This is a genomic window from Dysosmobacter sp., from assembly GCF_034093755.1.
In the GTDB taxonomy this organism is placed as follows: Bacteria; Bacillota; Clostridia; order Oscillospirales; family Oscillospiraceae; genus Oscillibacter.
Genome location: NZ_JAXEBZ010000014.1, coordinates 1 through 22,315 on the forward strand (window position 1 = coordinate 1; position 22,315 = coordinate 22,315).

Sequence of the window (22,315 nt, forward strand, 5' to 3'; positions counted from 1 at the left end):
TAGCTCATGCCGTCACCGATGAACAGGAACACATACTTGGGGGACTTGGGTGCCTCATACACGGCGGTGTCGCTGATGGTCACCGTGTCGTTCAGGGCGGCGTTCATCTTCTCGGCCACCGCGGCGGACTGGGGCGCGGCGGCGCCGCAGGCAGCCAGGCTCAGCACTGTGGCGCCGGCCAGGATACTGGCAAACAGTCGTTTCATCATGTTCATTTTCCTCTCTTTTTCCGGAATGTGATTTCCCCTTTGGGACACGCCCAGTATAGGGCAGCCCTGTTTAAGTACTCCACCGGGTTTCTGCAAAGATTCGGTAAAATCTCCGGGCAAAGGGAAACGCCCCTCATACTTCCTTCCTTCGCGAAACGGAACCCTTTTTCTCCGGGCGGAGGTCTTGCGGCAAAAGGGAAGCGCCGCGTGGCTCAGCCGCGCGGCGCTTCCCCTGAGGAAAAAAGAAAGAATGAAGCTTTCTCGCGGAAATCATGATACCAGTCCCCAGCCCGCCGTTCCATCCCGGTCCGGTGAAATCCGTGTAAAATCCGGGAAAAATCCCCCTCCGGGCAAAGGGGCCGCCCGGCGGCGCGCTCAGAGTCCCCGCAGGGCGGGATAGAGCTTCCGGTATCCGGCGTACAGGCCGTCGTACAGCGCCCGGAACTCCCGCCGGGGCACATAGACCTTCTCCTGTTCCGCCCGGGCCGTCCCGGCGGGCTGCTCCGGCCGCACCAGCGATGCCAGGGCCTGGGCCGCCCGGAACTGGGTGTCCGGCAGCACGGTGATGGCGTGGCCCAGCACATCCGCCAGCAGCTGGCACCACACCGGCTCCTGTCCGCCGCCGCCGATGAGGGAGACGGACACCGGCGTGTCCGGCAGCCGCTCCAGCCCCTGACGCAGGGAGAAGGCCACCCCCTCCAGGCAGGAGCGGGCCAGGTCGGCGGCGGTGGTCTCCGGCGACAGTCCGTACCAGCAGCCCCGGATGTCCCCGTCCAGCACCGGAAACCGCTCGCCGCACAGGTAGGGCAGGCACAGCACGCCGTGGCTGCCGGGGACGCTGGATGCGAGCAGGGCGGCCGCCGTCTCATAATCCGGCGCGCCGCCGGCGCGGCCCAGCACCCCCGCCATCCACCTGTGGACGTTTCCGGCGTTCAGGAAGGGCACCACGTTGATGTAGCACCCCTCCGCCGCGGCGGCCAGGTTGAATACCCCCGCCTCCGACAGCAGAATGTCCTCCGACACCGCCGCCACCCAGCCGGAGGTGCCCAGGTTGATATTGTACTGCCCCGGCGCCCGGATGCCGCTGGCCAGGGTGGTGGCACCGGCGTCGCCGATGCCGGCGAACACCGCCGTTCCGGCCCGGAGGCCGCACTCGGCCTCCGCCGCCGGCAGCACCGCCCCTACCTGCTGGTGGGGCTGGTACAGCGCCGGGAACAGCGCCGGGTCCGCCCCGGCGGCGGCCAGCAGCGTTTCATCCCAGCGCTTGCGGCGGATGTCCATGGCCCCCGCCGTGGCGCAGGCGGTGACATCCCCGGCGCAGACGCCGGTGAGCCGGGCCAGAAGGTAGTCCTTGGAGCTGATGAGCACGTGGGCCGTCCGCCGGTACAGGTCCGGGCGCTGCTCCCGCAGCCACATCAGCTTTGGCAGGGGCAGCGAGCCGTCGCAGCGGTTGCCGGTGGTGCGCAGGAAGCACTCCGCCCCCACCGCCTGCTCCAGGGCGGCGGCCTGCCGCTGCGCCCGGCCATCGCAGTAGAGGATGGCGGGGCACACCGGCTCCAGCGCCCCGTCCAGCAGGATCAGATCCTGCATCTGGCCGCTCATGATGACGCCGGTGATCTCCGCCGGCGTCACCGTCTCGGCGAACTGCCGGGTGATGGCGCAGAAGGCCGCCCACCAGTCTCCCGGATTCTGCTCCTGAAAGCCGCCGCGGGTCAGGGTGGTCAGCTCCGCGGAACAGGAGACGACCGTCTCCCCCGCCTCATTCACCAGGGTGCCTTTCATGGCGGTGGTGCCCGCGTCAAAAGCGGCGATGTATGCCATACAGGGTTCCTCCTTTACACGGCGTCTCCCCGGCCCGCCCGCTGGGCGATGACCGCCAGGATGATAATGCCGCCGGTGATGATGTTCTGCATGTAGCTGGGCATCTGGAGAATGGTGAGGCCGTTGGCCAGAATGCCCAGGATGGCGGCGCCCACCAACGTGCCCACCGCGTTGGGGATGCCCCTCCGGGACACGGTGCAGCCGATGAACACCGCCGCGTAGGACTGGAGGAAGTAGCCGTCGCCGGCGGTGGTGTTGGCGGAGCCCACCCGGGAGGCGATGAGCATGCCGGTGACGCAGGCCATGACGGAGCACAGGGCAAAGGCGATGGTCTTGTACTTCCGCACCCGGATGCCGGCGATTTTGGCGGTCTCCTCGCTGCCGCCGATGGCGTAGAACTTCCGGCCCAGGGTGGTGTGTTCCAGCAGGAAGAAGAACAGCGCCACAAACACCACCATCAGAATGGACAGCACCGGGATGTCCCCCACCTTGGCAGTGCCCGGCACGGAGAAGGACCTGGGAATCCCCTCAAACACGGTGGCGCCGCCGGAGAGGCGGTAGATGACGCCGGAGAGGACGGTGCTCATGCCCAGGGTGGTGATGAAGGACAGCACCCGGAACCGGGCCACAATCCATCCGTTCAGCAGCCCGATGACAAAGCTCACCGCGGCGGGCGCCAGGAAGCACACCGCCATGGGCAGCCCCCGCACCGCCATCAGCGCCGCCATGACGCCGCCCAGGGAGGCCATGCTGCCCACGGACAGGTCGAATTCGTTGACGCTCATCACCAGCGTGGTGCCCAGGGAGATCATCACCAGCAGGGAGATCTGCCGGGTGATGTTGATGAAGTTTTTCACCGTGCAGAACTTGTCGGGCCGGATGAGGCTGAACACCGCCACAATGGCCGCCAGCGCCAGCACGGTGCCGTAGGCCTGCAGAATTTTCCGAAGGGTGGAACGGTTCATGGCTGCGCCTCCTTTTCCTGATCCGCGTAGCAGCAGGCAAGCACCTGCCGGGCGGTGAGGTTTTCGTTTTTCCAGCATTGGACGGTGCGGCCCCGGACCATCACTGCAATGGTGTCCGCCACCTCCAGCAGCTCCTTCAGGTCGGAGGAGACGTACAGCACCCCCGCCCCCCGGTCCGCCTTCTCCCGCAGCAGCCGGTGGATGTCACCCCGGGTGGCCACGTCCACCGCCTGGGTGGGCTCGTCGCACAGAAACACCCGGGGCGCGGTCATCAGCGCCCGGGCGAACACCGCCTTCTGCTGGTTGCCGCCGGACAGCTCCGCCATCCGCTGGAGCGGGGAGGCCAGCCGGATGCGCAGGGCATCGATCTGCTCCGCCGCGGCAGCGTTTCCCGCCTTGGTGCGGAGCACGCCGCGGCGGGCGTAGGTGTCAATGCTGGAGAGCAGGATGTTGTCCCGGACGCTGAGGTTGGCGATCATGGCCTTGCCCCGCCGGTCCTCGGAGATGAGCACCATGCCGCTGCGGATGGCCTTCTCCGGCGTCAGGCCGGGCCGCGCCTTTCCGTCCAGCGCCACGGTGCCGCCGGCGGCCCGCCGGCAGCCGAAGATACACTCCAGCAGCTCCGTGCGGCCGCTGCCTCCCAGCCCGAACAGGCCCAGGATCTCGCCGCCGCGCACCGTCAGGTTCCCTTCCCGCACCCGGCCGTCCCGGGTGGCCAGATTCCGGACCTCCAGCAGCGCCGGGCCGAAGGTCTCCCGGCGCCGGGGCGGCTCCACCGCCGTCTGGTCCGTCATTTTCGCCACCAGCTCCTCTTTGGTGACGGAGGCGGTGGGCAGCGTCTCCACCAGCCATCCGTTCCGCAGCACCGTCACCCGGTCCGTCAGCCGGAAAATCTCGTCCAGCCGGTGGGTGACGTAGAGGATGGCGGTGCCCTGCCGCCCCAGCTCCCGCACCAGGCGGAACAGCCGCTCCGCCTCCTGGTCCGTCAGGCTGGCGGTGGGCTCGTCCAGAATCAGCAGCCGGCAGTCGGTCATCCTGGCCCGGACGATCTCCAGCTCCGTCCGCTGGGGCGGGGACAGCTCCGCCGCCGTCTTTTTCAGGTCCAGCGCGATGCCCATACCCTCCATGGTCCGGCGCACCCGGCGCTCCATGGCGGCCCAGTCCACCCGGCCCAGCCGGGTGGGGTACTCCAGGCCCAGATAGCAGTTCTCCACGCCGTTGAAGGCGGGAATCAGCGTCCGGTCCTGGTGGATGACCCGGATGCCCAGGCGGCGGCTGTCCGCCGGGGAGGTGATGGACACCGGCTGTCCGTTCCACAGAACGCGGCCCTCCCGGAGCCGGTAGACGCCGGTCAGCAGCTTGATGAGGGTGGATTTTCCCGCGCCGTTCTCCCCCACCAGGCCGTGGATTTCCCCGGCTTCCAGGGAAAAGTCCACGTCCCTCAGGGCGTAAATGCCGTTGAACTTCTTGCTGACGCCCTCCGTCTGCAGCAGCATGGCGTCTCCTCCTCTCTCCGGTGTCCGGTGCTTCCGGTCAGCTGATGAAATCCGCCGCGTTCTCCGCGGTGATGAGGGTGGCCTCGGCGTACTTCTCGCCGGTTTCGATGGTCTCCCCGGCAAACAGCCGGCCCATGTCCTCCACCACAATGTCCACCATGCCCTGGAAATTCTGGGCCACGGTGGCCTTCAGGTTGGTGCCCTCCTGAATGAGGGACACCGCCTGCTGGTTGCCGTCCACGCCCACGATGAGAATCTCATCCCGTCCGGCCTCCTGGCAGGCCTGGGTGGCGCCGATGGCCGGCTCATCCCAGCCGCAGAGGATGGCGGTGACGGAGCCCTCGTCGGGGTTGGCCAGCAGCAGGTTCTGCACGATGTCCTGGGCGTCGTTGATGGGCTGCTCGGCGGGGACGTGCTGCTCGGTGATGAGGGTCAGTTTGTCATTGGCGGCAATCAGCTCGTCGAAGGCCTCGCAGCGCTTCACCACGCCGGGATGGGGCCGGTGGGTCAGGGTGATGACGGTGCCCTCGCCGCCCATCAGATCGTCAAACAGGTATCCGGCAATCAGCTCACCCATCTGGTGGTTGTCGCTGGTGGCGTTGACCTGCATGCCGTCAATGAAGCCGCTGTCCACGCCGAACACGGGGATACCGGCGTCCATGGCCTCCCGCAGCTGGTTTTCCAGCTGGGTGGGGTCGGCGCTGACCAGCACAATGGCGTCGGTGCCGGAGACGGTGACGTCCTCAATGCGGCTGGCCAGCTCCGCGAAGTCGTTGGCGGTGTCGATGACGTTGACCTGGGCACCTTGGGCGGTGAGGTCCGTCTCCAGATAGCCCACCATCTGGTTGGTGGTGACGGAGGCCATGTAAGGGGTCATGACGGACACGGTCTTTCCGTCAAAGGGGCCGGCAGCCGCCGCGGAAGCCGCGGGCGCCGCGGGCTGGGAGGCCGCGGGAGCGGACGTAGTGCCGCCGCAGGCGGACAGGGACAGGACCAGCATCACAGCGGTCAGCATTGCAGTCAGTTTTTTCATTTCAGTTTCCTCCTTGTATTTGCTTTATGCCAGACGCACCGCGTCTTTCATCTGCTTCACGTACTCCGCCACATAGGGCACGGCCTCCCGGCCGTATTGGGCCAGCAGCTTCACAATGGCGCTGCCCACGATGGCGCCGTCGGAGAGGCCCGCCATCTTCTTCGCCTGCTCCGGCGTGGAGATGCCGAAGCCCACAGCGCAGGGCAGGTCCGTGCTCTCCCGGATCAGCCGTACCATGGCGCCGATGTCGGTGGTGATCTCACTGCGGACGCCGGTGACGCCCAGGGAGGACACCACGTAGAGGAAGCCCACGGCCTCCCGGGCCACCATGGCGATGCGATCCTCCGAGGTGGGGGCCACCATGGAGATCAGGTCCACGCCGTACCGCCGGCAGATGGGGTCGAACTCCTCCTTCTCCTCGTAGGGGATGTCCGGCAGAATCAGCCCGTCAATGCCGATTTCCGCGCAGTTGGAGATGAACTTCTCCGCGCCGTAGGAGAACACCACGTTGGCGTAGGTCATGAACACCATGGGGATGGTGACATCTTTCCGCAGGTCCCGCACCAGGCCGAAAATTTTGTCGGTGGTGGTGCCGGCGGCCAGGGCCCGGACGTTGGCCGCCTGAATGACGGGGCCCTCGGCGGTAGGGTCGGAGAAGGGGACGCCCAGCTCAATGAGGTCGGCTCCCGCCGCCGCCATGGCCCGGACGGCTTTGGCGGTAGTCTCCAGGTCCGGGTCGCCGCAGGTGATGAACGGAATGAACGCCTTGCCGCCGGCAAAGGCCTTTGCGATGTTACTCATGGAGATCCTCCCCTCTGTAGCGGGCGATGGCGGCGCAGTCCTTGTCGCCGCGGCCGGAGATGTTGATGACAATGATCTGGTCCTTTCCCATGGTGGGGGCCAGCTTTCTGGCGTAAGCCACCGCGTGGGCGGATTCAATGGCGGGGATGATGCCCTCCATGCGGCTCAGGTACTCGAAGGCCTCCACCGCCTCCTCGTCGGTGACGGGGACGTATTCCGCCCGGCCAATGTCATGGAGATGAGCGTGCTCCGGGCCGATGCCGGGGTAGTCCAGACCGGCGGAGATGGAGTAGACGGGGGCGATCTGGCCGAACCGGTCCTGGCAGAAGTAGCTCTTCATGCCGTGGAAGATGCCCAGCCGCCCGGTGGCGATGGTGGCCGCCGTCTCGGCGGTGTTCACGCCCCGGCCCGCCGCCTCGCAGCCGATGAGCCGGACGGAGGGATCGTCAATGAAGTGGTAGAAGGCGCCGATGGCATTGGAGCCGCCGCCCACGCAGGCGATGACAGCGTCGGGGAGCTTTCCCTCCTTCTCCAGCAGCTGCTCTTTGATCTCTCTGGAGATCACCGCCTGGAAGTCCCGCACCATGGTGGGGAAAGGGTGGGGTCCCATGACGCTGCCCAGGCAGTAGTGGGTGTCGCTGATGCGGTTGGTCCACTCCCGGAAGGCGGCGGAGCAGGCGTCCTTCAACGTGCCGGTGCCGGTGGTGACGGGGATGACCTCCGCCCCCAGCAGCCGCATCCGGTACACGTTCAGCGCCTGGCGTCTGGTGTCCTCCTCTCCCATGAACACCACGCACTCCATGCCCATCAGGGCAGCGGCGGTGGCGGTGGCCACGCCGTGCTGTCCGGCGCCGGTCTCGGCAATGAGGCGGGTCTTGCCCATCTTTTTGGCCAGCAGCGCCTGGCCCAGCACGTTGTTGATCTTGTGGGCGCCGGTGTGGTTCAGATCCTCCCGCTTCAGATAGACCTTAGCGCCCCCCAGGTCCGCCGTGACCTTGGCCGCGTAATACAGGCGGCTGGGGCGGCCGGCGTAATCGTTCAGCAGCCGCGTCAGTTCCGCCTGAAAGGCGGGGTCATTCTTGTAGTGCTCATAGGCCGTCTCCAGCTCCTGGACGGCGTTCATCAGCGTCTCGGGGATGTACTGTCCGCCGTGGATGCCGAATCTTCCCTTGGGATTTGTCATAGTGGGCTCCTTTCCTGCTCTGTGCATAAAAAAACGTCCTCGATGAGAAAACTCTCATCAAGGACGGTAGATTACCGCGGTGCCACCTTGGTTCACGGCAGATTCGCTGCCGCACGCTCAGCAGAGTACCAACATACTCCCGGCCTGATAACGCCTGCCTTCGGCGTCGCGGAATACTTGCGGCACAGCCGCTTTCCCCGCGCCCTCGGTGACCCATTGTGACCATCTGCATCTCGGCCCGGCTCACAGCACCCCGGACTCTCTGCGCGCGCACGGTGGTCTTTACCTTCACCTCAGCGGTTTGCTTCCCTTTAAATTGCCTCTATCATAAGCGTCCGATTTGAAAAAGTCAATATAAATATTCAGAAATTTCGCGCATTAACGGGAAAAATTTTCGGTTGGCCGCTGATGAAAGACGCAAAAGCCGCCGGGTGTCCGCGCTGCCGCGGAGGGATGAAAAGCGGCAGGCCGTCCGCCTTCCCTTCCCCGCATTTTTTTGCAAATTAACGTAGTCAAGTGAAAAAAACTGTGCTAAGATATTCTGTGATTTTGAAAACCGCCGCCCCGCGGCGGTTCAAAGGAGCGCCTCGGAGCCATGCTGACATTCCAAAACAACTCTCTCGATCCCTTTTACAACCAGGCCTTCGAGGAGTTCGTGTTTCTGAATTACCCGGAGGATGACGTGTTCTACCTCTGGCAGAACACCCCCGCCGTGGTGGTGGGCAGCTACCAGAACATCTGCCGGGAGGTTCACGCGGCGGTACTCCGCCGCCAGGGCATCCCGGTGGTGCGCCGCATCAGCGGCGGCGGCACCGTGTACCATGACCTGGGCAACGTGAATTACACCTACATCACCCGCACCGACGGGCTGGTGGACTATGACCGCAGCCTGCTGCCGGTGATCGGCGCCCTGAACGCCATCGGCGTCCCCGCCCGGAAAAACCGCACCTGCGACATCGCCATCGCCGAAGGGAAAATCTCCGGCAGCGCCCAGCGCGCCGCCGGGGGCCGGGTGCTTCACCACGGCACGCTGCTGTTTGACTCCGACCTCTCCGTGCTGGACGCCATCACCACCCACCGGAAAAACGACTGCTTCCAGTCCAAAGGGACGGTTTCCGCCATCTGCCCCGTCACCAACATCCGCCCCCATCTGGCCCGGGACATGACGCTGGAGCAGTTCCGCGCCCGGCTGCTGGGGCAGATGGTGCCCCCCGGCTCCCCCTGCGTGACGCTGACGGCGGAGCAGGAGGCGGAGGTCTGCCGCCTGCGGGATGAGAAGTACCGCTCCTGGGAGTGGACCTGGGGCCGCACCCCCGCCTTCACCTACGAAAAAGACGCCGTCTTTGCCGGCGTCCCCTTCCACGCCGCCTATCAGGCCCGGAAGGGCATTCTGTCCGACGTGGTCATCCGCTGCGCCGCCCTGGACGGCGGAAAGGCCGCCCGGCTGCTGGAGGGCCGGCGTCTGGACCCGGAGGTCTTTGAATCCGCCTGTCAGGCCCTGGCGCCGCACCGGGCGGAGGAGCTGATGGACCTGCTGCTGTGATCTCACGCGGCTGTGCCGCGTTCCGACCAAATACAATCATTCCGCGCGGCGCGGAGAAGGGAAGAAACAAACCATGGAAAAGAAACTGACGATGCCCAGGCTGCGTCCGGAGATGGAAAACGGCGTGCTGTGCGCCTGGCTGAAGGAGGAGGGCGACACCGTCACCGCCGGTGAGCCGCTGTACGAGATTGAGACGGACAAGGTGGTGAATCAGATCGAGGCCACCGTGGACGGCGTGCTGAAAAAGCAGCTGTTTGATGAGGGCGACACGGTGGACGTGGAGGCCCCCGTGGCCATTCTGGAGACGAAGTGAGGCGGCTGCCATGGAAAAGAAGCCTGCGTGGCTGAAGGTCCGGTACAATCAGGAGGCCGTCAACGAGGTGGCGGAGCTGATGCGGGACCTGAAGCTGAACACCGTCTGCAAGGAGGCCAACTGCCCCAACCTGGGGGAGTGCTATCAGAAGCACACCTCCACCTTCATGATTCTGGGCAGCATCTGCACCCGGAACTGCCGGTTCTGCAACGTCACCACCGGCCATCCCCTGCCCCCGGACCCGGAGGAGCCCATGAACGTGGCCAAAGCCGCCAAAAAGCTGGGACTGCGCCACGTGGTGCTCACCTGCTCCACCCGGGACGATCTGCCCGACGGCGGCGCGGAGCACTTCGCCAAATGCGTCCGGGCCATCCGGGAGCTGTGCTCCAACACCACGGTGGAAACCCTGATCTCCGACATGAAGGGCAGCACCGACGCGCTGGACGTGGTGATCGCCGCCCACCCGGAGGTGCTGAACCACAACATTGAGATGGTGAAGGAGCTGAAGTCCGTTGTGCAGCCCCAGGCCCGGTACGAGCGGTCCCTGGGGGTGCTGCGCTACTGCAAGCAGAAGGACCCCACCCTGCTGACCAAAACCGGCTTCATGGTGGGCCTTGGGGAAACCGAGGACCAGATCAGCCGCCTGATGGACGACATTCTGGACACCGGCTGCGACATTCTCACCATCGGCCAGTATCTGCAGCCCACCCCGCAGCACTATCCCCTGGCCCGGTACGCCACACCGGAGGATTTCGCCCATTATAAGGAAATGGCCCTGGCCAAGGGCTTCCGCCACGTGGCCTCCGCGCCTCTGGCCCGCAGCTCCTACAAGGCGTGGGAGGCTCTGGAGGACGTCCATGATCTATATTGAGACCGGCTCCTCCGACGTCTACTACAACTTCGGCCTGGAATACTATTTCACCGTGGAAAAGCGGCTGCCGGACACGGTGTTCCTGTTCTGGCGCACCACCCCCACGCTGATGGTGGGCAAGTATCAGAACGTGCTGGAGGAGATCAACAAGCCCTACGCCGACGCCCACGGCATCCGCATTGTCCGGCGCATGAGCGGCGGCGGCACCATCTACACGGACCCCGGCGGCTGGCAGTACACCTTCATCCAGCACCGGGAGACGCAGCAGATTGAGTTTCACCAGTACATCGCCCCGGTGATTGACGCGCTGGAGGAGCTGGGGGTTCACGCGGAGTTCAACGGCCGCAATGACCTGACCATCGACGGCAAAAAGTTCTCCGGCAGTGCCCAGTACCGGATGGGGGACTGCCTGGTCCACCACGGCTCGCTGCTGTTTGACACGGACATCCAGCAGATGGTGGCCTCCACCACCGTGGACAGCTACAAGATTCTCTCCAAGAGCATCAAGTCCGTCCGGGACCGGGTCACCAACATCGCCGAGCACCTGCCCGCCCCCATGGACGCCGACGCCTTCAAGGCCTGCATGGTCCGCCACATCATGCAGGGCAGTGACCGGGTCTATCAGCTGACGCCGGAGGATGACCGGCGCATCCGGGAGCTGGCCGCGGAGAAGTTCAACAACTGGGAGGCCATTTACGGCGCCGACCCCAAATTCAACATCGAGCGCACCGGCCGGTTCGCCGGCGGCAAGATGCAGTTCAAGATCGATGTGCGCAAGGGCGTCATCCAAAGTGCCGCCGTCTACGGCGACTTCTTCTCCACCCTGGACGCAGAGAGCATCTGCGTCGCCCTGACGGGCTGCCGCTATGAGCGGGAGGCGGTGCTGCAGGCACTGCTGGATCACCACATCGACGGCGCGGTGTACCGCATTTCCGCGGAGGAGATGCGGGACCTGATCGTGGACTGAACGCAGAATAACAGAAAGGGATTCGCCTGTCAGTGGGCGAATCCCTTTCTGTTTCCCGGCAAATCGAAGTTACATGTGTCTGTATTTCAGAATCGATTCCTGCAATTTCCCAGCCAACTCTTTCTTGTCAAGAACAGTCATTTCTGAAATTGGATTGTTCCAACCGGCTTCATCGTCTGATGAAACTACTGTAATGCAATAATAGTTTCCCGACATAGGTTTTCCTACGTCAATGAGCATGCCGTCATCATAGGTAATTTCTATCATGTCTTCATCGTCTTCTAAAATGAAATTTATTTTTCCGCCGCATAGATTTAAACCCTGATAATTATCCCACCAACCGCGTATGGATTTTGTTTGATGATTCATTTTCAATTTCACCTTCAAATCTAAGTTCGTTGGCTGATTAACATATTACTATACTGCCCTGTCCGGATCAAGGATTTGGTGAAATTTCCGCAGTTGTAGTGTCCGACACGGAACGCAGCCTGGAACCGCGGTGTGCGTTCTCCCCGTCCCCTCGCCCGTGAGTCCAGCACAGCAAGTTCGTCTCCTACCGATAAAAAAAGAGGACATCCGAACTGGATGTCCTCTTTCACTGGAGCGGGCAACGAGGCTCGAACTCGCTACCTCCACCTTGGCAAGGTGGCGCTCTACCAGATGAGCTATGCCCGCGAACAGGATTGATTATACGGCATGGCATGCCGTTTGTCAACCCCTGTTTTCGATTTTTTTAATCGTTTTTCACCGGCTCCTCCGGGGTCTCCGGCGCTTCCTCCGGCCCCTGCCCGGAGGTCTCTTCCGCAGCCTCCTCCGGCGGTTCCTCTTCCCCGCCCAGCAGTTCGCCGGCGGCCGCCAGAACCGCCCATTCCTCCTCCGTCAGCGTCTCCCGGGGCATCAGGAATTCCACCAGGCCGGCCCGGTCCGGGTTGGGATAGTAGCACACCACCCAGGGCGCCGCCTCTGTCAGCTCCCAGCGCTCCCGGGCCTCTTTCACCATCTGCCTCACCTGCGCCTGTCCGTCGCTGCCCCAATAGCTGATGCGCACCGCCAGCTCCGTCTTTTCCGCCTCCATGGCGCTGTCCAGCAGGGCCGGCAGGGCGGCGGTACTGGTGGCGTTCACCACCGCCAGAATCTGCTCGGTGGAGCGGCGGTAGGCAATGTGGATGGACACCTCATAATAGCTGCGCTGGCGCTGCTTCTCCGTGGTGATATACTCCACGGCATACGCCCCCATGGGGGTCTGCTGCTGCACCTCCGCCGCGGCCTGCTCCAGAGCGTCCGCCACCACGGCGTCATCCTCGTAGTTGTAAAGCCGCAGCAGCGCGTCCTCCGTGTGGCTGCCCACCAGCAGCAGCAGGTCATTCACCAGGTCCTGGTAGGACTCCGCCCGCAGGATATTGGCGGCCTCCCCCTCCCAGTACTTGCTGGAGTGCTCCGCCACGGTGATATACTCCCGTTCCAGCAGGGGGGTGCAGCCCGCCAGCAGCAGGCAGACCGCCAGAATGGCTCCGATTCTCCCTTTCATGACCGCCCCTCCTTTTCCGAATTCTCCGCCGCCCGGGCAGCGGCGGCTTCCCTCAAAGATCCTCTCTCCGGTAATCTCCGAAGCCCTCTCCCAGCACATCATGGGCGTCGCAGACGATCATGAATGCCCGGGGGTCCCGCTGATGAACCGCCCGCCGGATCTGCACAATCTCCTTCTGCTTGAAGGCCACCAGCAGCAGCTGCTTTTCCTCCCCGGTATAGGCGCCCCGCCCGTGGAGGATGGTAACGCCCCGCTCCATGGCCAGCAGGTCGTCGGCGATGTCCCGCCACCGGCCGCTGATGATATAGGCCACCTTGGAGGTGTCCAGTCCGTAGAGCACCATGTCCATCACCCGGGAGGACACGAAAATGGCCACCGCGCCGTAGAGGCCCGCCTCCACCCTTCCGAAGGCCGCGGACGCCAGGCACAGGGCGATGCCGTCAGGGATAAGCATCAGCTTCCCCATAGGCAGCCAGGGGAATTTCAGCTTCAGCAGCCGGGCCACAATGTCCGTGCCGCCGGTGGTGGCGCCCTGGGAGAACACCATGCCCAGCCCCAGGCCCATCAGCGCGCCGCCGCACAGGCAGGCCAGCATGGGGTCCATGGGGGCAAAGGCGTGAAGCGCCGCGATGGCGTCAATGGCGAGGGAGCTGACCGCCATGGAAAACAGGGACGAGGCCAGCAGGTGGAAGCCGATGAACTTCCACCCCGCCAGAAACAGCGGCACGTTCAGCGCGAAGGCCAGCACGCCCACGGAGCACTGGGGCACCAGGATGTGGAGCACCTGGGCCAGGCCGGTGACGCCGCCCATGGCCACCTGATTGGCCGCGAAGAACCAGTCGAAGGCCAGGGCGAAAATCAGGGACCCGGCGGCGATAACGGCGCAGGAACGCAGTTTCTGCCTCATACCCACCTCTTAATCCAGCAGGCCGATCTGCCGCTCCTCGGAGTCCTCCTCCCGCACCAGTGCGCCGGCGGCAGGCAGTGCCCGCACCCGGTAGCGGCTGCGGTTGGTGATGGCCGTCTCCTCCACGGGGCAGACCCGGTCCAGCTTGTAGTTCCGCTTCAGGTTGATCACCGCCACCCCCTGGGTGGAGCGGGTGGTCTTGGGGGCGAGCAGGGCGGTGTGGAAAATCAGGGCCCGGGGCTCGGTGGTGTACACCGCCAGCTCGCAGTCCTCCTTCAGGTGCCGCAGGCACACCAGCGGCGACTTGTCGGAGTAGGCGCCGGTAAGCTTGCGGCGGTTGGAGGTGGTTTTGTAGGCCGACAGCTCCACCCGGGCCGCCTTGCCGTTTTCATAGAAGAACAGCAGTCCGCCGCTGTAATCCCCCGGCAGCACGGCGGAGAGGACGCTCTCCCCGGCGTCCATGCCCAGCTTGGCGGGCAGATAGTCTCCCAGGAGGCTGGCCTTGGTGTCGTCGAAGTCCGACAGGCGGCACTTGTACACCTGGCACCGGTCGGTGAAGAACATGATCTCCGCGGCGCTGGTCGTCTCGAAGGTCTGGGACGGACCGTCCCCCTCCTTGTACTTCTGCTCGCCGCTCATGCGCAGCGACTGGGGGGTGATCTTCTTGAAGTACCCCTGCCGGGACAGAAACACGTGGACGGGATAGGCCTCCGCCTGCTCCTCCTCCGGATCGTCCTCCATCTCGTGGTCGTAGAGGATGGCGGTGCGGCGGGGCTCGCCGTACTTTTTGGCCGCCGCCGTCAGCTCGTCCACCATGATCTTCTTCACCCGCTGGGGGCTTTTCAGCAGGTCCTCCAGATCGTCGATCTCGTCCCGCAGGGCGTCGGTCTCCTGGACCCGCTTGAGGATATACTCCTTGTTGATGTTCCGCAGCTTGATCTCCGCCACGTACTCCGCCTGAATCTGGTCGATGCCGAAGCCGATCATCAGGTTGGGGATGACCTCCGACTCCTCCTCCGTCTCCCGGATGATCCGGATGGCCTTGTCGATGTCCAGCAGGATGCGCTTGAGGCCCTTCAGCAGGTGCAGCTTGTCCTTCTTTCTGTTCATGACGAAGTAGACCCGCCGCCGCACGGACTCCGTGCGCCAGGCCGTCCACTCCTCCAGAAGGCCCCGGACCCCCAGCACCCGGGGGCTGCCGGCAATCAGCACGTTGAAGTTGCAGGAGAAGGTGTCCTCCAGGGGCGTCTGGCGGAACAGCCTGGCCATCAGCTTGTCCGGGTCCGTACCCCGCTTCAGGTCAATGGCCAGCTTCAGGCCCGACAGGTCCGTCTCGTCCCGCATGTCGGCGATCTCCTTGGCCTTGCCGGCCTTGATCAGCTCCGCCACCTTGTCCAGAATGGCCTCCACGGTGGTGGAGTAGGGGATCTCGTAAATCTCGATCAGGTTTTCTTCCTTCACGTAGCGGTACCTGGCCCGGACCTTCACGCTGCCCCGGCCGGTTTCGTAAATCTCCCGCAGGGCGTTGGCGTCGTACACCAGCTGGCCGCCGGTGGGGAAGTCCGGCGCCAGCAGCGTCTCAAAGAGGTCGCAGTCCGGGTTTTTCAGGTAGGCCACCGTGGTGTCGCAGACCTCCTTCAGGTTGAAGCCGCAGAACTGGGAGGCCATGCCCACGGCAATGCCGCTGTTGGCGGACACCAGGATGTTGGGGAAGGTGGTGGGCAGCAGCGCCGGCTCCTTCATGGTGTTGTCATAGTTGTCCACGAAGTCCACGGTGTCGCTGTCAATGTCCCGGAACAGCTCGCCGCAGATGGCGGTGAGCTTGGCCTCCGTGTAGCGGGGGGCGGCCCAGGACATGTCCCGGGAGTAGTGCTTGCCGAAGTTGCCCTTGGAGTCCACAAAGGGGGTCAGCAGCGCCCCGTAGCCCCGTGACAGACGCACCATGGTGTCATAGATGGCGGCGTCGCCGTGGGGGTTCAGGCGCATGGTCTGGCCCACGATGTTGGCGGACTTGGTGCGTCCGCCGGTCATCAGCCCCATTTTGTACATGGTGTACAGCAGCTTCCGGTGGGAGGGCTTGAAGCCGTCGATCTCCGGGATGGCCCGGGAGACGATGACGCTCATGGCGTAGGGCATGTAGTTGGTTTCCAGAGTGTCGGTGATGGGCTGCTCCACTACCGCCGCCCGCAGGCCCATGACATTGGGGTTCACGGGCCGGGTTTTCGTTTCTTCCGGTTGTTTCTTCTTGGCCATATCGTTAATTCCTATTCTTACGATTCATTACGAAATATCCGCCATCTCCAGGTACTTGTACCCGTTCTCCGCAATATGGCTCGCCGGTTTTGCTCCGCAAAACTTACCGGCGGCTGGATTTCACACGCGCTGTCGCGCGGCTCCCTCGCCTTCGCTCGGTCGCGGACCATATTGCGCCGGTCCGGCAATCTGCGGGGCTTTTACGAAATATCCGCCATCTCCAGGTACTTGTACCCGTTCTCCGCAATATGGTCCTTGCGGCCCTGCAGGTTGTCGCCCAGCAGCAGGTCAAAGACCTGGGCGGTGCGCTCCACGTCCTCCGGCATCACCCGGATCAGCCGGCGGGTGGCAGGGTTCATGGTGGTGAGCCACATCATGTCCGGGTCGTTCTCGCCCAGGCCCTTGGACCGGTCGATTTTCACCTTTTTGCCCTCCAGCTCCTTCAGGATGTCATTTTTCTCCTTGTCGGAGTAGGCAAACCAGGTCTTGTCGCCGCAGTTGATCTCAAACAGGGGCGTCTCGGCGATATAGACATAGCCCTCCCGGATAAGGGTGGGGGTCAGGCGGTAGAGCATGGTGAGAATCAGGGTGCGGATCTGGAAGCCGTCCACGTCGCCATCGGTGCAGATGACCACCTTGTTCCACCGCAGGCTCTCCAGATCGAAGGCCGCCATGTCCTTCACGTGCTTGTTCTGCACCTCTACGCCGCAGCCCAGCACCTTGATGAGGTCGGTGATGATCTCGCTTTTGAAAATCCGGGCGTAGTCGGCCTTCAGGCAGTTGAGAATCTTGCCCCGCACCGGCATGATGCCCTGGTACTCCGCGTCCCGGCTCAGCTTGACGCTGCCCAGTGCGGAGTCGCCCTCCACGATGTAGATCTCCCGCTTGGAGGGGTCCTTGGAGCGGCAGTCCACAAACTTCTGCACCCGGTCGGCGATGCTGATGGTGCCGGACAGCTTCTTCTTGATGTTCAGCCGGGCGGCCTCCGCCTTCTCCCGGGACCGCTTGTTGATCAGCACCTGCTCGGCGATCTTCTCCGCGTCGAAGCGGTTTTCGATGAAGTAGACCTCCAGGTTGGTCCGCAGGAACTCCGCCATGGCGTCCTGCACGAACTTGTTGGTAATGGCCTTTTTCGTCTGGTTTTCATAGGAGGTCTGGGTGGAGAAGTTGTTGCTCACCAGCACCAGGCAGTCCTCAATGTCCGCCCAGGTGACCTTGCTCTCGTTTTTCTGGTACTTTCCCTGCTCCCGCAGGTACTTGTCCACCCCCGCCACGAAGGCGGATTTGGCGGCCTTCTCCGGGGAGCCGCCGTGCTCCAGCCAGGAGGAGTTGTGGTAATGCTCAATGACGTTCACCTTGTTGGAGAAGCAAAAGGCGGCGCTGAGCTTCACCTTGTACTCCGGCTTGTCCGCCCGGTCCCTGCCCCGGCGCTCCGCCTGCCAGAACACGGGGGACGTGAGGCTCCCCTCTCCCGCCAGCTCCGTCACGTAGTCCACGATGCCGTTTTCGTAGAGGAAGTCCTCCGTCCGGAAGTCCTTCCCCTCCTGGCTGCGGAACCGGAAGGTGATGCCGGCGTTCACCACCGCCTGGCGCTTCATCACGTCGGTGAAATACTCCTCCGGAATGGCGATGTCGGTGAACACGTCCAGATCCGGCAGCCAGCGGGTGCGGGTGCCGGTCTTTTTGCTCTGGTTTCTGGGCAGGGGCTTCTTTTCCAGCTGCCCCACGATCTCGCCCCGCTCAAAGTGGAGGCTGTACTCAAAGCCGTCCCGCCACACCGTCACGTCCATGTACCGGGAGGCGTACTGGGTGGCGCAGGCGCCCAGGCCGTTGAGACCCAGGGAGTATTCGTAGTTGTCGCCGCTGTCGTTGTCATACTTGCCGCCGGCGTACAGCTCGCAGTACACCAGCTCCCAGTTCCACCGCTGCTCCTTCTCGTTCCAGTCCACCGGGCAGCCCCGGCCCATGTCCTCCACCTCGATGGAGTGATCGTCAAACCGGGTGACGGTGATCAGCCGCCCGTGGCCCTCCCGGGCCTCGTCGATGGAGTTGGACAGGATCTCAAACACGGCGTGCTCGCAGCCGTCCAGCCCGTCGGAGCCGAAGATGACGCCGGGGCGCTTGCGCACCCGGTCCGCCCCCTTCAGGGTGGAAATGCTCTCGTTGCCGTAGTCCTTTTTTCTGCTGGCCATGGGTTGTCCTCCGTTACTTCCGCTTGGGGCGCACACGCACCCATATTAATTGATAAAGTATACCACATTTTTCCCGCCGCTTCAAGCACTGTCCTTCCGGGCTGTTTTTCCGGTACTGCCCCTTTCAGGATTTTTCCCGCAAAAGGTTCTTGCGTAATTTTTTCCATAATCCGTCCGCCACCGCCCAAAGGCTTTTCCCACAGGGTTTTTCACATTTTCCACAGACTTTTCCACATCGTTATGTCAACTTCAAAATCGGCAAAAAAATTCCTCTTTTCCCGGTTGTCCCCCTTTGACAGTCATGGTACTATGAGAAAGAAGCGAATTCCCCCGATTTGGGGGGACAACCTGAGGAAATGAGGAAAAAACCATGGACTTTCTGAAAAAATGGACCGCTGCCCTGACGGCGCTGTGCCTGACGGTGCTGCTGGCGGCCGGCTGCGGCCAGCCGTCCGTCCCGGCGGAGACCGCCCCCTCTGCCCCCGCCGCCCAATCCGCCGTACAGTCCGTTCAGCCGGAGGAAGCGCCGGACACCCCGCCGGAGGTCACGCCGGCGCCAGGGCCGGACGCCTCCGCCGTCACGGAATCGGAGACGCCGGAGACGGAAGCCCCGGAGCAGGACCTGCCGGACGAGGACGGCGCCTACACCTCCGCGGAGGACGTGTCGCTGTACCTGTACACCTACGGCCATCTGCCGGACAACTTCATCACCAAGAAGGAGGCCCGGTCCCTGGGCTGGGAGGGCGGCTCCCTGGAGCCCTACGCCCCCGGCATGTGCATCGGCGGCGACTACTTCGGCAACTACGAGGGGGTGCTGCCCGCCGGCGCGGAGTACCACGAGTGCGACATTGACACCCTGGGTGCCCGGAGCCGGGGGGCCAAGCGGCTGGTGTACTCCGACGACGCCATCTACTACACCGAGGACCACTACGAGACCTTCACCCTGCTGTACGGGGAGGACTGACCATGGACTTTACCATTGACCTTGCCGGCGTCGCCACACCGGCGGAGCTGCACCGCCGCGTCCGGGCGGCGCTCCCCTGCCCGGCGTGGTACGGGGACAACCTGGACGCCCTGTATGACCTGCTGACGGACCAGGGCAGCGGCTGGCGCATCACCTTTCTCCGCACGGCGGAGACAGACACGATGCTGCCCGCCTACACCGCCAGCCTGCGGCGGCTGTGCGCCCGGGCCATGGCGGAGACGCCGGGTCTGCAGATCGGATTTGAAGAATGAAAACGGAGCCTGTGACCGCGCGGTCACAGGCTCCGTTTTCCCAATCAGTTCTCTTTTCCGTTCCGGTACAAATCCGCCAGAATTTCCACGCACTTTCCGATGCCCAGCACGCCGCTGTCCAGGGCGATGTGGTAATTGGCCGCCTCGCCCCAGCGGGTGTCGGTGTAGAGCTGGTAGTAGGCCCGGCGGCGCTTGTCCTTGTCCCGCAGGCGCTTCTCCGGGGAATCCTCCCGCTGGCCGTACACCTCCACAATGCGTTTGGCCCGGAACTCCATGGACGCGTGGATGAACACGGTGAGGATGTCCGCCCGGTCCCGCAGGAGGTAGTCGGCGCAGCGGCCCACAATGACACAGGGGGACTGCTCCGCCAGCTCCTGAATCAGCTCGCTCTGCACCCGCCACAGGCTGTCCGCCACGGAGTAGCCGTTGCGGTCCCGGCCCGCCAGGGCGCTGCCGATCCAGGTGGCCGCCGGGGCGTACTCGCCCCGCTCCTTGATGTACTCTTTGGAGTAGCCGCTGCGCTCCGCCAGCTTCTCAATGACCTCCTCGTCATAGCAGGGGATGCCCAGCTTCACCGCCAGCTCCCGGCCGATGGTGCGGCCGCCGCTGCCGAATTCCCGGCTGATGGTCACGACACGGTTTTTCATGTGGATGCCTCCTTACTCAGCGCGGGAGCCTCTCCCAGCTCCCGGTAGGTGCGCCGGATCACCACCAGCGCAATGACAAAGGTGAGAATATCCGCCATGGGGAAGGAATACAGCAGGCCGTTCAGTCCGAAGAAGACGGGCAGCACAATGGGCAGCGCCACGCCGAACACCACCTCCCGGGTCAGGGAGATGATGGTGGACTCCAGGGCCTTGCCCAGGGCCTGCAGGTAGATGAAGGTGCCCTTGTTCACCGTGGCCAGCACCATCATGCACAGGTATGTGCGGAAGCTCCGGACGGCGAAGGCGGTGTAGTAGGCGCTCTCGTTCCGGGCGCCGAAGATGTTGATCAGCTGGGTGGGGAACAGCTCCACAATCAGCAGCGCAGCGCCGCCGACGATGGCCTCCGCCGCCAGCAGGTAGGTGAACAGGGTTCTGGCCCGGTCCTTCCGCCCGGCGCCGATGTTGTAGCCCACCACGGGGATGCACCCGGCGGCCAGGCCCACCGCCACGGAGATGGCCACCTGGAAGAACTTCATGACGATGCCCAGCACCGCCAGGGGAATCTGGGCATACTCGCTCTGGCCGAACACCGGGTCCAGGGCGCCGTACTTCATGCACATGTTCTGCACCGCCGCCATGGACACCACCAGGGAGATCTGGGACAGGAAGCTGGTGAGGCCCAGCAGCAGGAGCTTCCGGGCCAGGGCGGCCCGGGGGCGGAAGCTGCCCCGCTCCAGGCGCACCGCCTTCATGCGGCAGAGGTACCAGAGGGCCAGCACCGCCGTCAGGATCTGGCCCGCCACGGTGGCCACCGCCGCGCCCATCATGCCCATCCGCAGAGGGAAGATGAAGATGGGGTCCAGAACGATGTTCACCGCCGCCCCCGCCAGGGTGGAGGCCATGGCGAACCGGGGGCTGCCGTCGGAGCGGATGATGGGGTTCATGGCCTGGCCGAACATGTAGAAGGGGATGCCCAGGGCGATCCAGAAGAAGTACTCCCGGGCACACTCATAGGTCTCCTGATTGACCTTGCCGCCGAACAGCGTCAGGATGGGGTCCATGAAAAGGAGGTATGCCGCCGTCAGAATCAGGCTGGCCGCCACGCACAGCACAATGGCGTTGCCCACGCTGCGGTGGGCGTCCTCCTTCCGGTTGGCGCCCAGGCTGATGCTGACGAAGGCGCAGCAGCCGTCGCCGATCATCACGGCGATGGACAGCGCCACCACCGTCAGGGGGAACACCACCGTGTTGGCGGCGTTGCCGTAGGAACCCAGATAGTCGGCGTTGGCGATGAAAATCTGGTCCACAATGTTGTACAGTGCCGCCACCAGCAGGGAGATGATGCAGGGCACCGCGTATTTCCGCATCAGCTTCCCGATTTTTTCCGTTTCCAGAAACGCGTTTGATTTTTGCTCCATGAAAAATTTGTCCTCCGTTCCGCGGAAAGGGCGGAGGCTCCCGCCTCCGCCGCAGGGTTTCCGCCGATCAATCGATCAATAGTTTTCCTTCCGGACCTCGAAATAGCTCCGGCTGTACCCGCACACGGGGCAGACCTCCGGCGCGGCGGTGCCCACCACCAGGTGGCCGCAGGCCCGGCACTCCCACATGGTCTGGCCGCTCTTGGCGAACACCTGCTGCATCTCCACGTTGCTCAGCAGCTTGCGGTAGCGCTCCTCGTGGGCCTTCTCAATGGCGCCCACCCGGCGGAACTTCTCCGCCATCTCCGGGAAGCCCTCCTCGTCGGCCTCCCGGGCCATGCGGTCGTACATGTCGGTCCACTCGTAGTTCTCGCCCTCCGCCGCGGCAAGCAGATTGGCGGCGGTGGAGCCGATGCCGCCCAGGGCCTCGAACCACATGCGGGCGTGCTCCTGCTCATTGCGGGCGGTCTTCAGAAACAGCTCTGCCAGCTGCTCGTAGCCCTCCTGCCGGGCCACATTGGCGAAGAAGGTGTACTTGTTCCGGGCCTGGCTCTCGCCGGAGAAAGCCTCCTCCAGGTTTTTGGCGGTTTTGGTTCCCGCATAGCGGCCGGCGCCGGCCGGTTCCTCCACCCTGTCAAACGCGGACGCGCTCTGAGCGCAGCGCGGGCAGGTGAAGTTTTCGGGAAGCGGGCCCTCATGGATGTAGCCGCACACGGTGCATCTCCATTTTTCCATACTGTTCTGCCTCCAAATCGCAAAAAATAAAAAGTGTGCAGCGAAAAGCCGGATTTACGCTTCTCGCTACACACTTTACTGATTATAATGGACCTGTTGACAAAGTGGTGTATAAACCCTTTCTATGGTAAAATAACCATAGGGAGGGATGCGGCATGATGGGACGTCAAAGCAGACAAATGGCAATGATTTTCGTG

21 protein-coding genes, 1 tRNA gene and 1 pseudogene are annotated in these 22,315 nt (G+C 63.9%); 6 read left to right on the forward strand and 17 right to left on the reverse strand.

Annotation, left to right across the window (positions count from 1 at the left end):
- The 7 genes and pseudogenes from SOX55_RS01665 to trpB all read right to left on the reverse strand — a co-directional run.
- Positions 1–209, reverse strand: a pseudogene (locus SOX55_RS01665) (alkaline phosphatase); the annotation flags it as partial.
- A gap of 375 nt (positions 210–584) precedes the next feature.
- Positions 585–2,030 carry a xylulokinase gene (locus SOX55_RS01670; RefSeq protein ID WP_325285698.1) on the reverse strand — a complete coding sequence of 482 codons (1,446 nt, stop codon included), beginning with the start codon at positions 2,028–2,030 and terminating at the stop codon, positions 585–587.
- Between the two features lie 14 nt (positions 2,031–2,044).
- A complete protein-coding gene (locus SOX55_RS01675) occupies positions 2,045–2,995 on the reverse strand; it encodes an ABC transporter permease (RefSeq protein WP_325285699.1) in 951 nt (316 codons plus the stop codon).
- Positions 2,992–4,491, reverse strand: a complete 1,500-nt coding sequence (locus tag SOX55_RS01680; RefSeq protein ID WP_325285700.1) for a sugar ABC transporter ATP-binding protein — start codon at positions 4,489–4,491, stop codon at positions 2,992–2,994. Before SOX55_RS01680 ends, SOX55_RS01675 begins: the two co-directional genes overlap by 4 nt.
- A gap of 37 nt (positions 4,492–4,528) precedes the next feature.
- Positions 4,529–5,524, reverse strand: a complete 996-nt coding sequence (locus tag SOX55_RS01685) for a sugar ABC transporter substrate-binding protein (RefSeq protein WP_325285701.1) — start codon at positions 5,522–5,524, stop codon at positions 4,529–4,531.
- Positions 5,525–5,548: 24 nt separating this feature from the next.
- Complete coding sequence (gene trpA / locus SOX55_RS01690; protein WP_325285702.1) at positions 5,549–6,325, reverse strand: tryptophan synthase subunit alpha; 777 nt, start codon at positions 6,323–6,325, stop codon at positions 5,549–5,551.
- Positions 6,318–7,508, reverse strand: a complete 1,191-nt coding sequence (gene trpB, locus SOX55_RS01695) for a tryptophan synthase subunit beta (RefSeq protein WP_325285703.1) — start codon at positions 7,506–7,508, stop codon at positions 6,318–6,320. Before trpB ends, trpA begins: the two co-directional genes overlap by 8 nt.
- Before the next feature lie 595 nt (positions 7,509–8,103).
- On the opposite strand from trpB, the gene SOX55_RS01700 reads away from it, so the two are divergent.
- From SOX55_RS01700 to SOX55_RS01715, 4 genes are all read left to right on the forward strand, one after another.
- Positions 8,104–9,051, forward strand: a complete 948-nt coding sequence (locus tag SOX55_RS01700) for a lipoate--protein ligase family protein (protein ID WP_325285704.1) — start codon at positions 8,104–8,106, stop codon at positions 9,049–9,051.
- Positions 9,052–9,124: 73 nt separating this feature from the next.
- A complete protein-coding gene (locus SOX55_RS01705; RefSeq protein ID WP_325285705.1) occupies positions 9,125–9,364 on the forward strand; it encodes a biotin/lipoyl-containing protein in 240 nt (79 codons plus the stop codon).
- A 10-nt stretch (positions 9,365–9,374) separates the two neighbouring features.
- Positions 9,375–10,235: a lipoyl synthase gene (lipA, locus tag SOX55_RS01710; RefSeq protein ID WP_325285706.1), complete on the forward strand. Its 861-nt coding sequence runs from the start codon at positions 9,375–9,377 to the stop codon at positions 10,233–10,235.
- Positions 10,222–11,202, forward strand: coding sequence for a lipoate--protein ligase (locus tag SOX55_RS01715; protein ID WP_325285707.1), 981 nt, complete (start codon positions 10,222–10,224; stop codon positions 11,200–11,202). Before lipA ends, SOX55_RS01715 begins: the two co-directional genes overlap by 14 nt.
- Before the next feature lie 69 nt (positions 11,203–11,271).
- Here SOX55_RS01715 and SOX55_RS01720 read toward each other — a convergent pair whose 3' ends face one another.
- The 7 genes from SOX55_RS01720 to SOX55_RS01750 all read right to left on the reverse strand — a co-directional run bounded on the left by SOX55_RS01720 (position 11,272) and on the right by SOX55_RS01750 (position 18,249).
- Positions 11,272–11,571 carry a hypothetical protein gene (locus SOX55_RS01720; protein WP_325285708.1) on the reverse strand — a complete coding sequence of 100 codons (300 nt, stop codon included), beginning with the start codon at positions 11,569–11,571 and terminating at the stop codon, positions 11,272–11,274.
- Between the two features lie 230 nt (positions 11,572–11,801).
- Positions 11,802–11,877 (reverse strand) — tRNA-Gly (locus SOX55_RS01725).
- A 58-nt stretch (positions 11,878–11,935) separates the two neighbouring features.
- Positions 11,936–12,730: a hypothetical protein gene (locus SOX55_RS01730; protein WP_325285709.1), complete on the reverse strand. Its 795-nt coding sequence runs from the start codon at positions 12,728–12,730 to the stop codon at positions 11,936–11,938.
- Between the two features lie 52 nt (positions 12,731–12,782).
- Positions 12,783–13,637: a YitT family protein gene (locus tag SOX55_RS01735; RefSeq protein ID WP_325285710.1), complete on the reverse strand. Its 855-nt coding sequence runs from the start codon at positions 13,635–13,637 to the stop codon at positions 12,783–12,785.
- 9 nt (positions 13,638–13,646) lie between these two features.
- Complete coding sequence (locus tag SOX55_RS01740; protein ID WP_325285711.1) at positions 13,647–15,890, reverse strand: DNA gyrase subunit A; 2,244 nt, start codon at positions 15,888–15,890, stop codon at positions 13,647–13,649.
- Between the two features lie 200 nt (positions 15,891–16,090).
- Positions 16,091–18,082, reverse strand: coding sequence for a DNA gyrase/topoisomerase IV subunit B (locus SOX55_RS01745; protein WP_325285712.1), 1,992 nt, complete (start codon positions 18,080–18,082; stop codon positions 16,091–16,093).
- The gene (locus SOX55_RS01750; protein ID WP_325285713.1) at positions 18,034–18,249 is read right to left on the reverse strand and encodes a hypothetical protein; all 216 of its coding nucleotides are present in this window, start codon (positions 18,247–18,249) and stop codon (positions 18,034–18,036) included. The genes SOX55_RS01745 and SOX55_RS01750 overlap by 49 nt, the downstream gene beginning before the upstream one ends.
- A gap of 203 nt (positions 18,250–18,452) precedes the next feature.
- Here SOX55_RS01750 and SOX55_RS01755 point away from each other — a divergent pair, with 203 nt between their 5' ends.
- Positions 18,453–19,046, forward strand: a complete 594-nt coding sequence (locus SOX55_RS01755) for a ribonuclease domain-containing protein (protein WP_325285714.1) — start codon at positions 18,453–18,455, stop codon at positions 19,044–19,046.
- A 2-nt stretch (positions 19,047–19,048) separates the two neighbouring features.
- Complete coding sequence (locus SOX55_RS01760; RefSeq protein WP_325285715.1) at positions 19,049–19,318, forward strand: barstar family protein; 270 nt, start codon at positions 19,049–19,051, stop codon at positions 19,316–19,318.
- 44 nt (positions 19,319–19,362) lie between these two features.
- On the opposite strand, the gene SOX55_RS01765 is transcribed toward SOX55_RS01760, so the two are convergent.
- The 3 genes from SOX55_RS01765 to rbr all read right to left on the reverse strand — a co-directional run bounded on the left by SOX55_RS01765 (position 19,363) and on the right by rbr (position 22,118).
- The gene (locus SOX55_RS01765) at positions 19,363–19,965 is read right to left on the reverse strand and encodes a cytidylate kinase-like family protein (RefSeq protein WP_325285716.1); all 603 of its coding nucleotides are present in this window, start codon (positions 19,963–19,965) and stop codon (positions 19,363–19,365) included.
- Positions 19,962–21,383 (reverse strand): MATE family efflux transporter, encoded by a 1,422-nt coding sequence (locus SOX55_RS01770; protein WP_325285717.1) that lies wholly within the window; start codon positions 21,381–21,383, stop codon positions 19,962–19,964. The genes SOX55_RS01765 and SOX55_RS01770 overlap by 4 nt, the downstream gene beginning before the upstream one ends.
- Before the next feature lie 75 nt (positions 21,384–21,458).
- The gene (gene rbr / locus SOX55_RS01775; protein ID WP_325285718.1) at positions 21,459–22,118 is read right to left on the reverse strand and encodes a rubrerythrin; all 660 of its coding nucleotides are present in this window, start codon (positions 22,116–22,118) and stop codon (positions 21,459–21,461) included.
- Positions 22,119–22,315 lie beyond the last annotated feature (197 nt).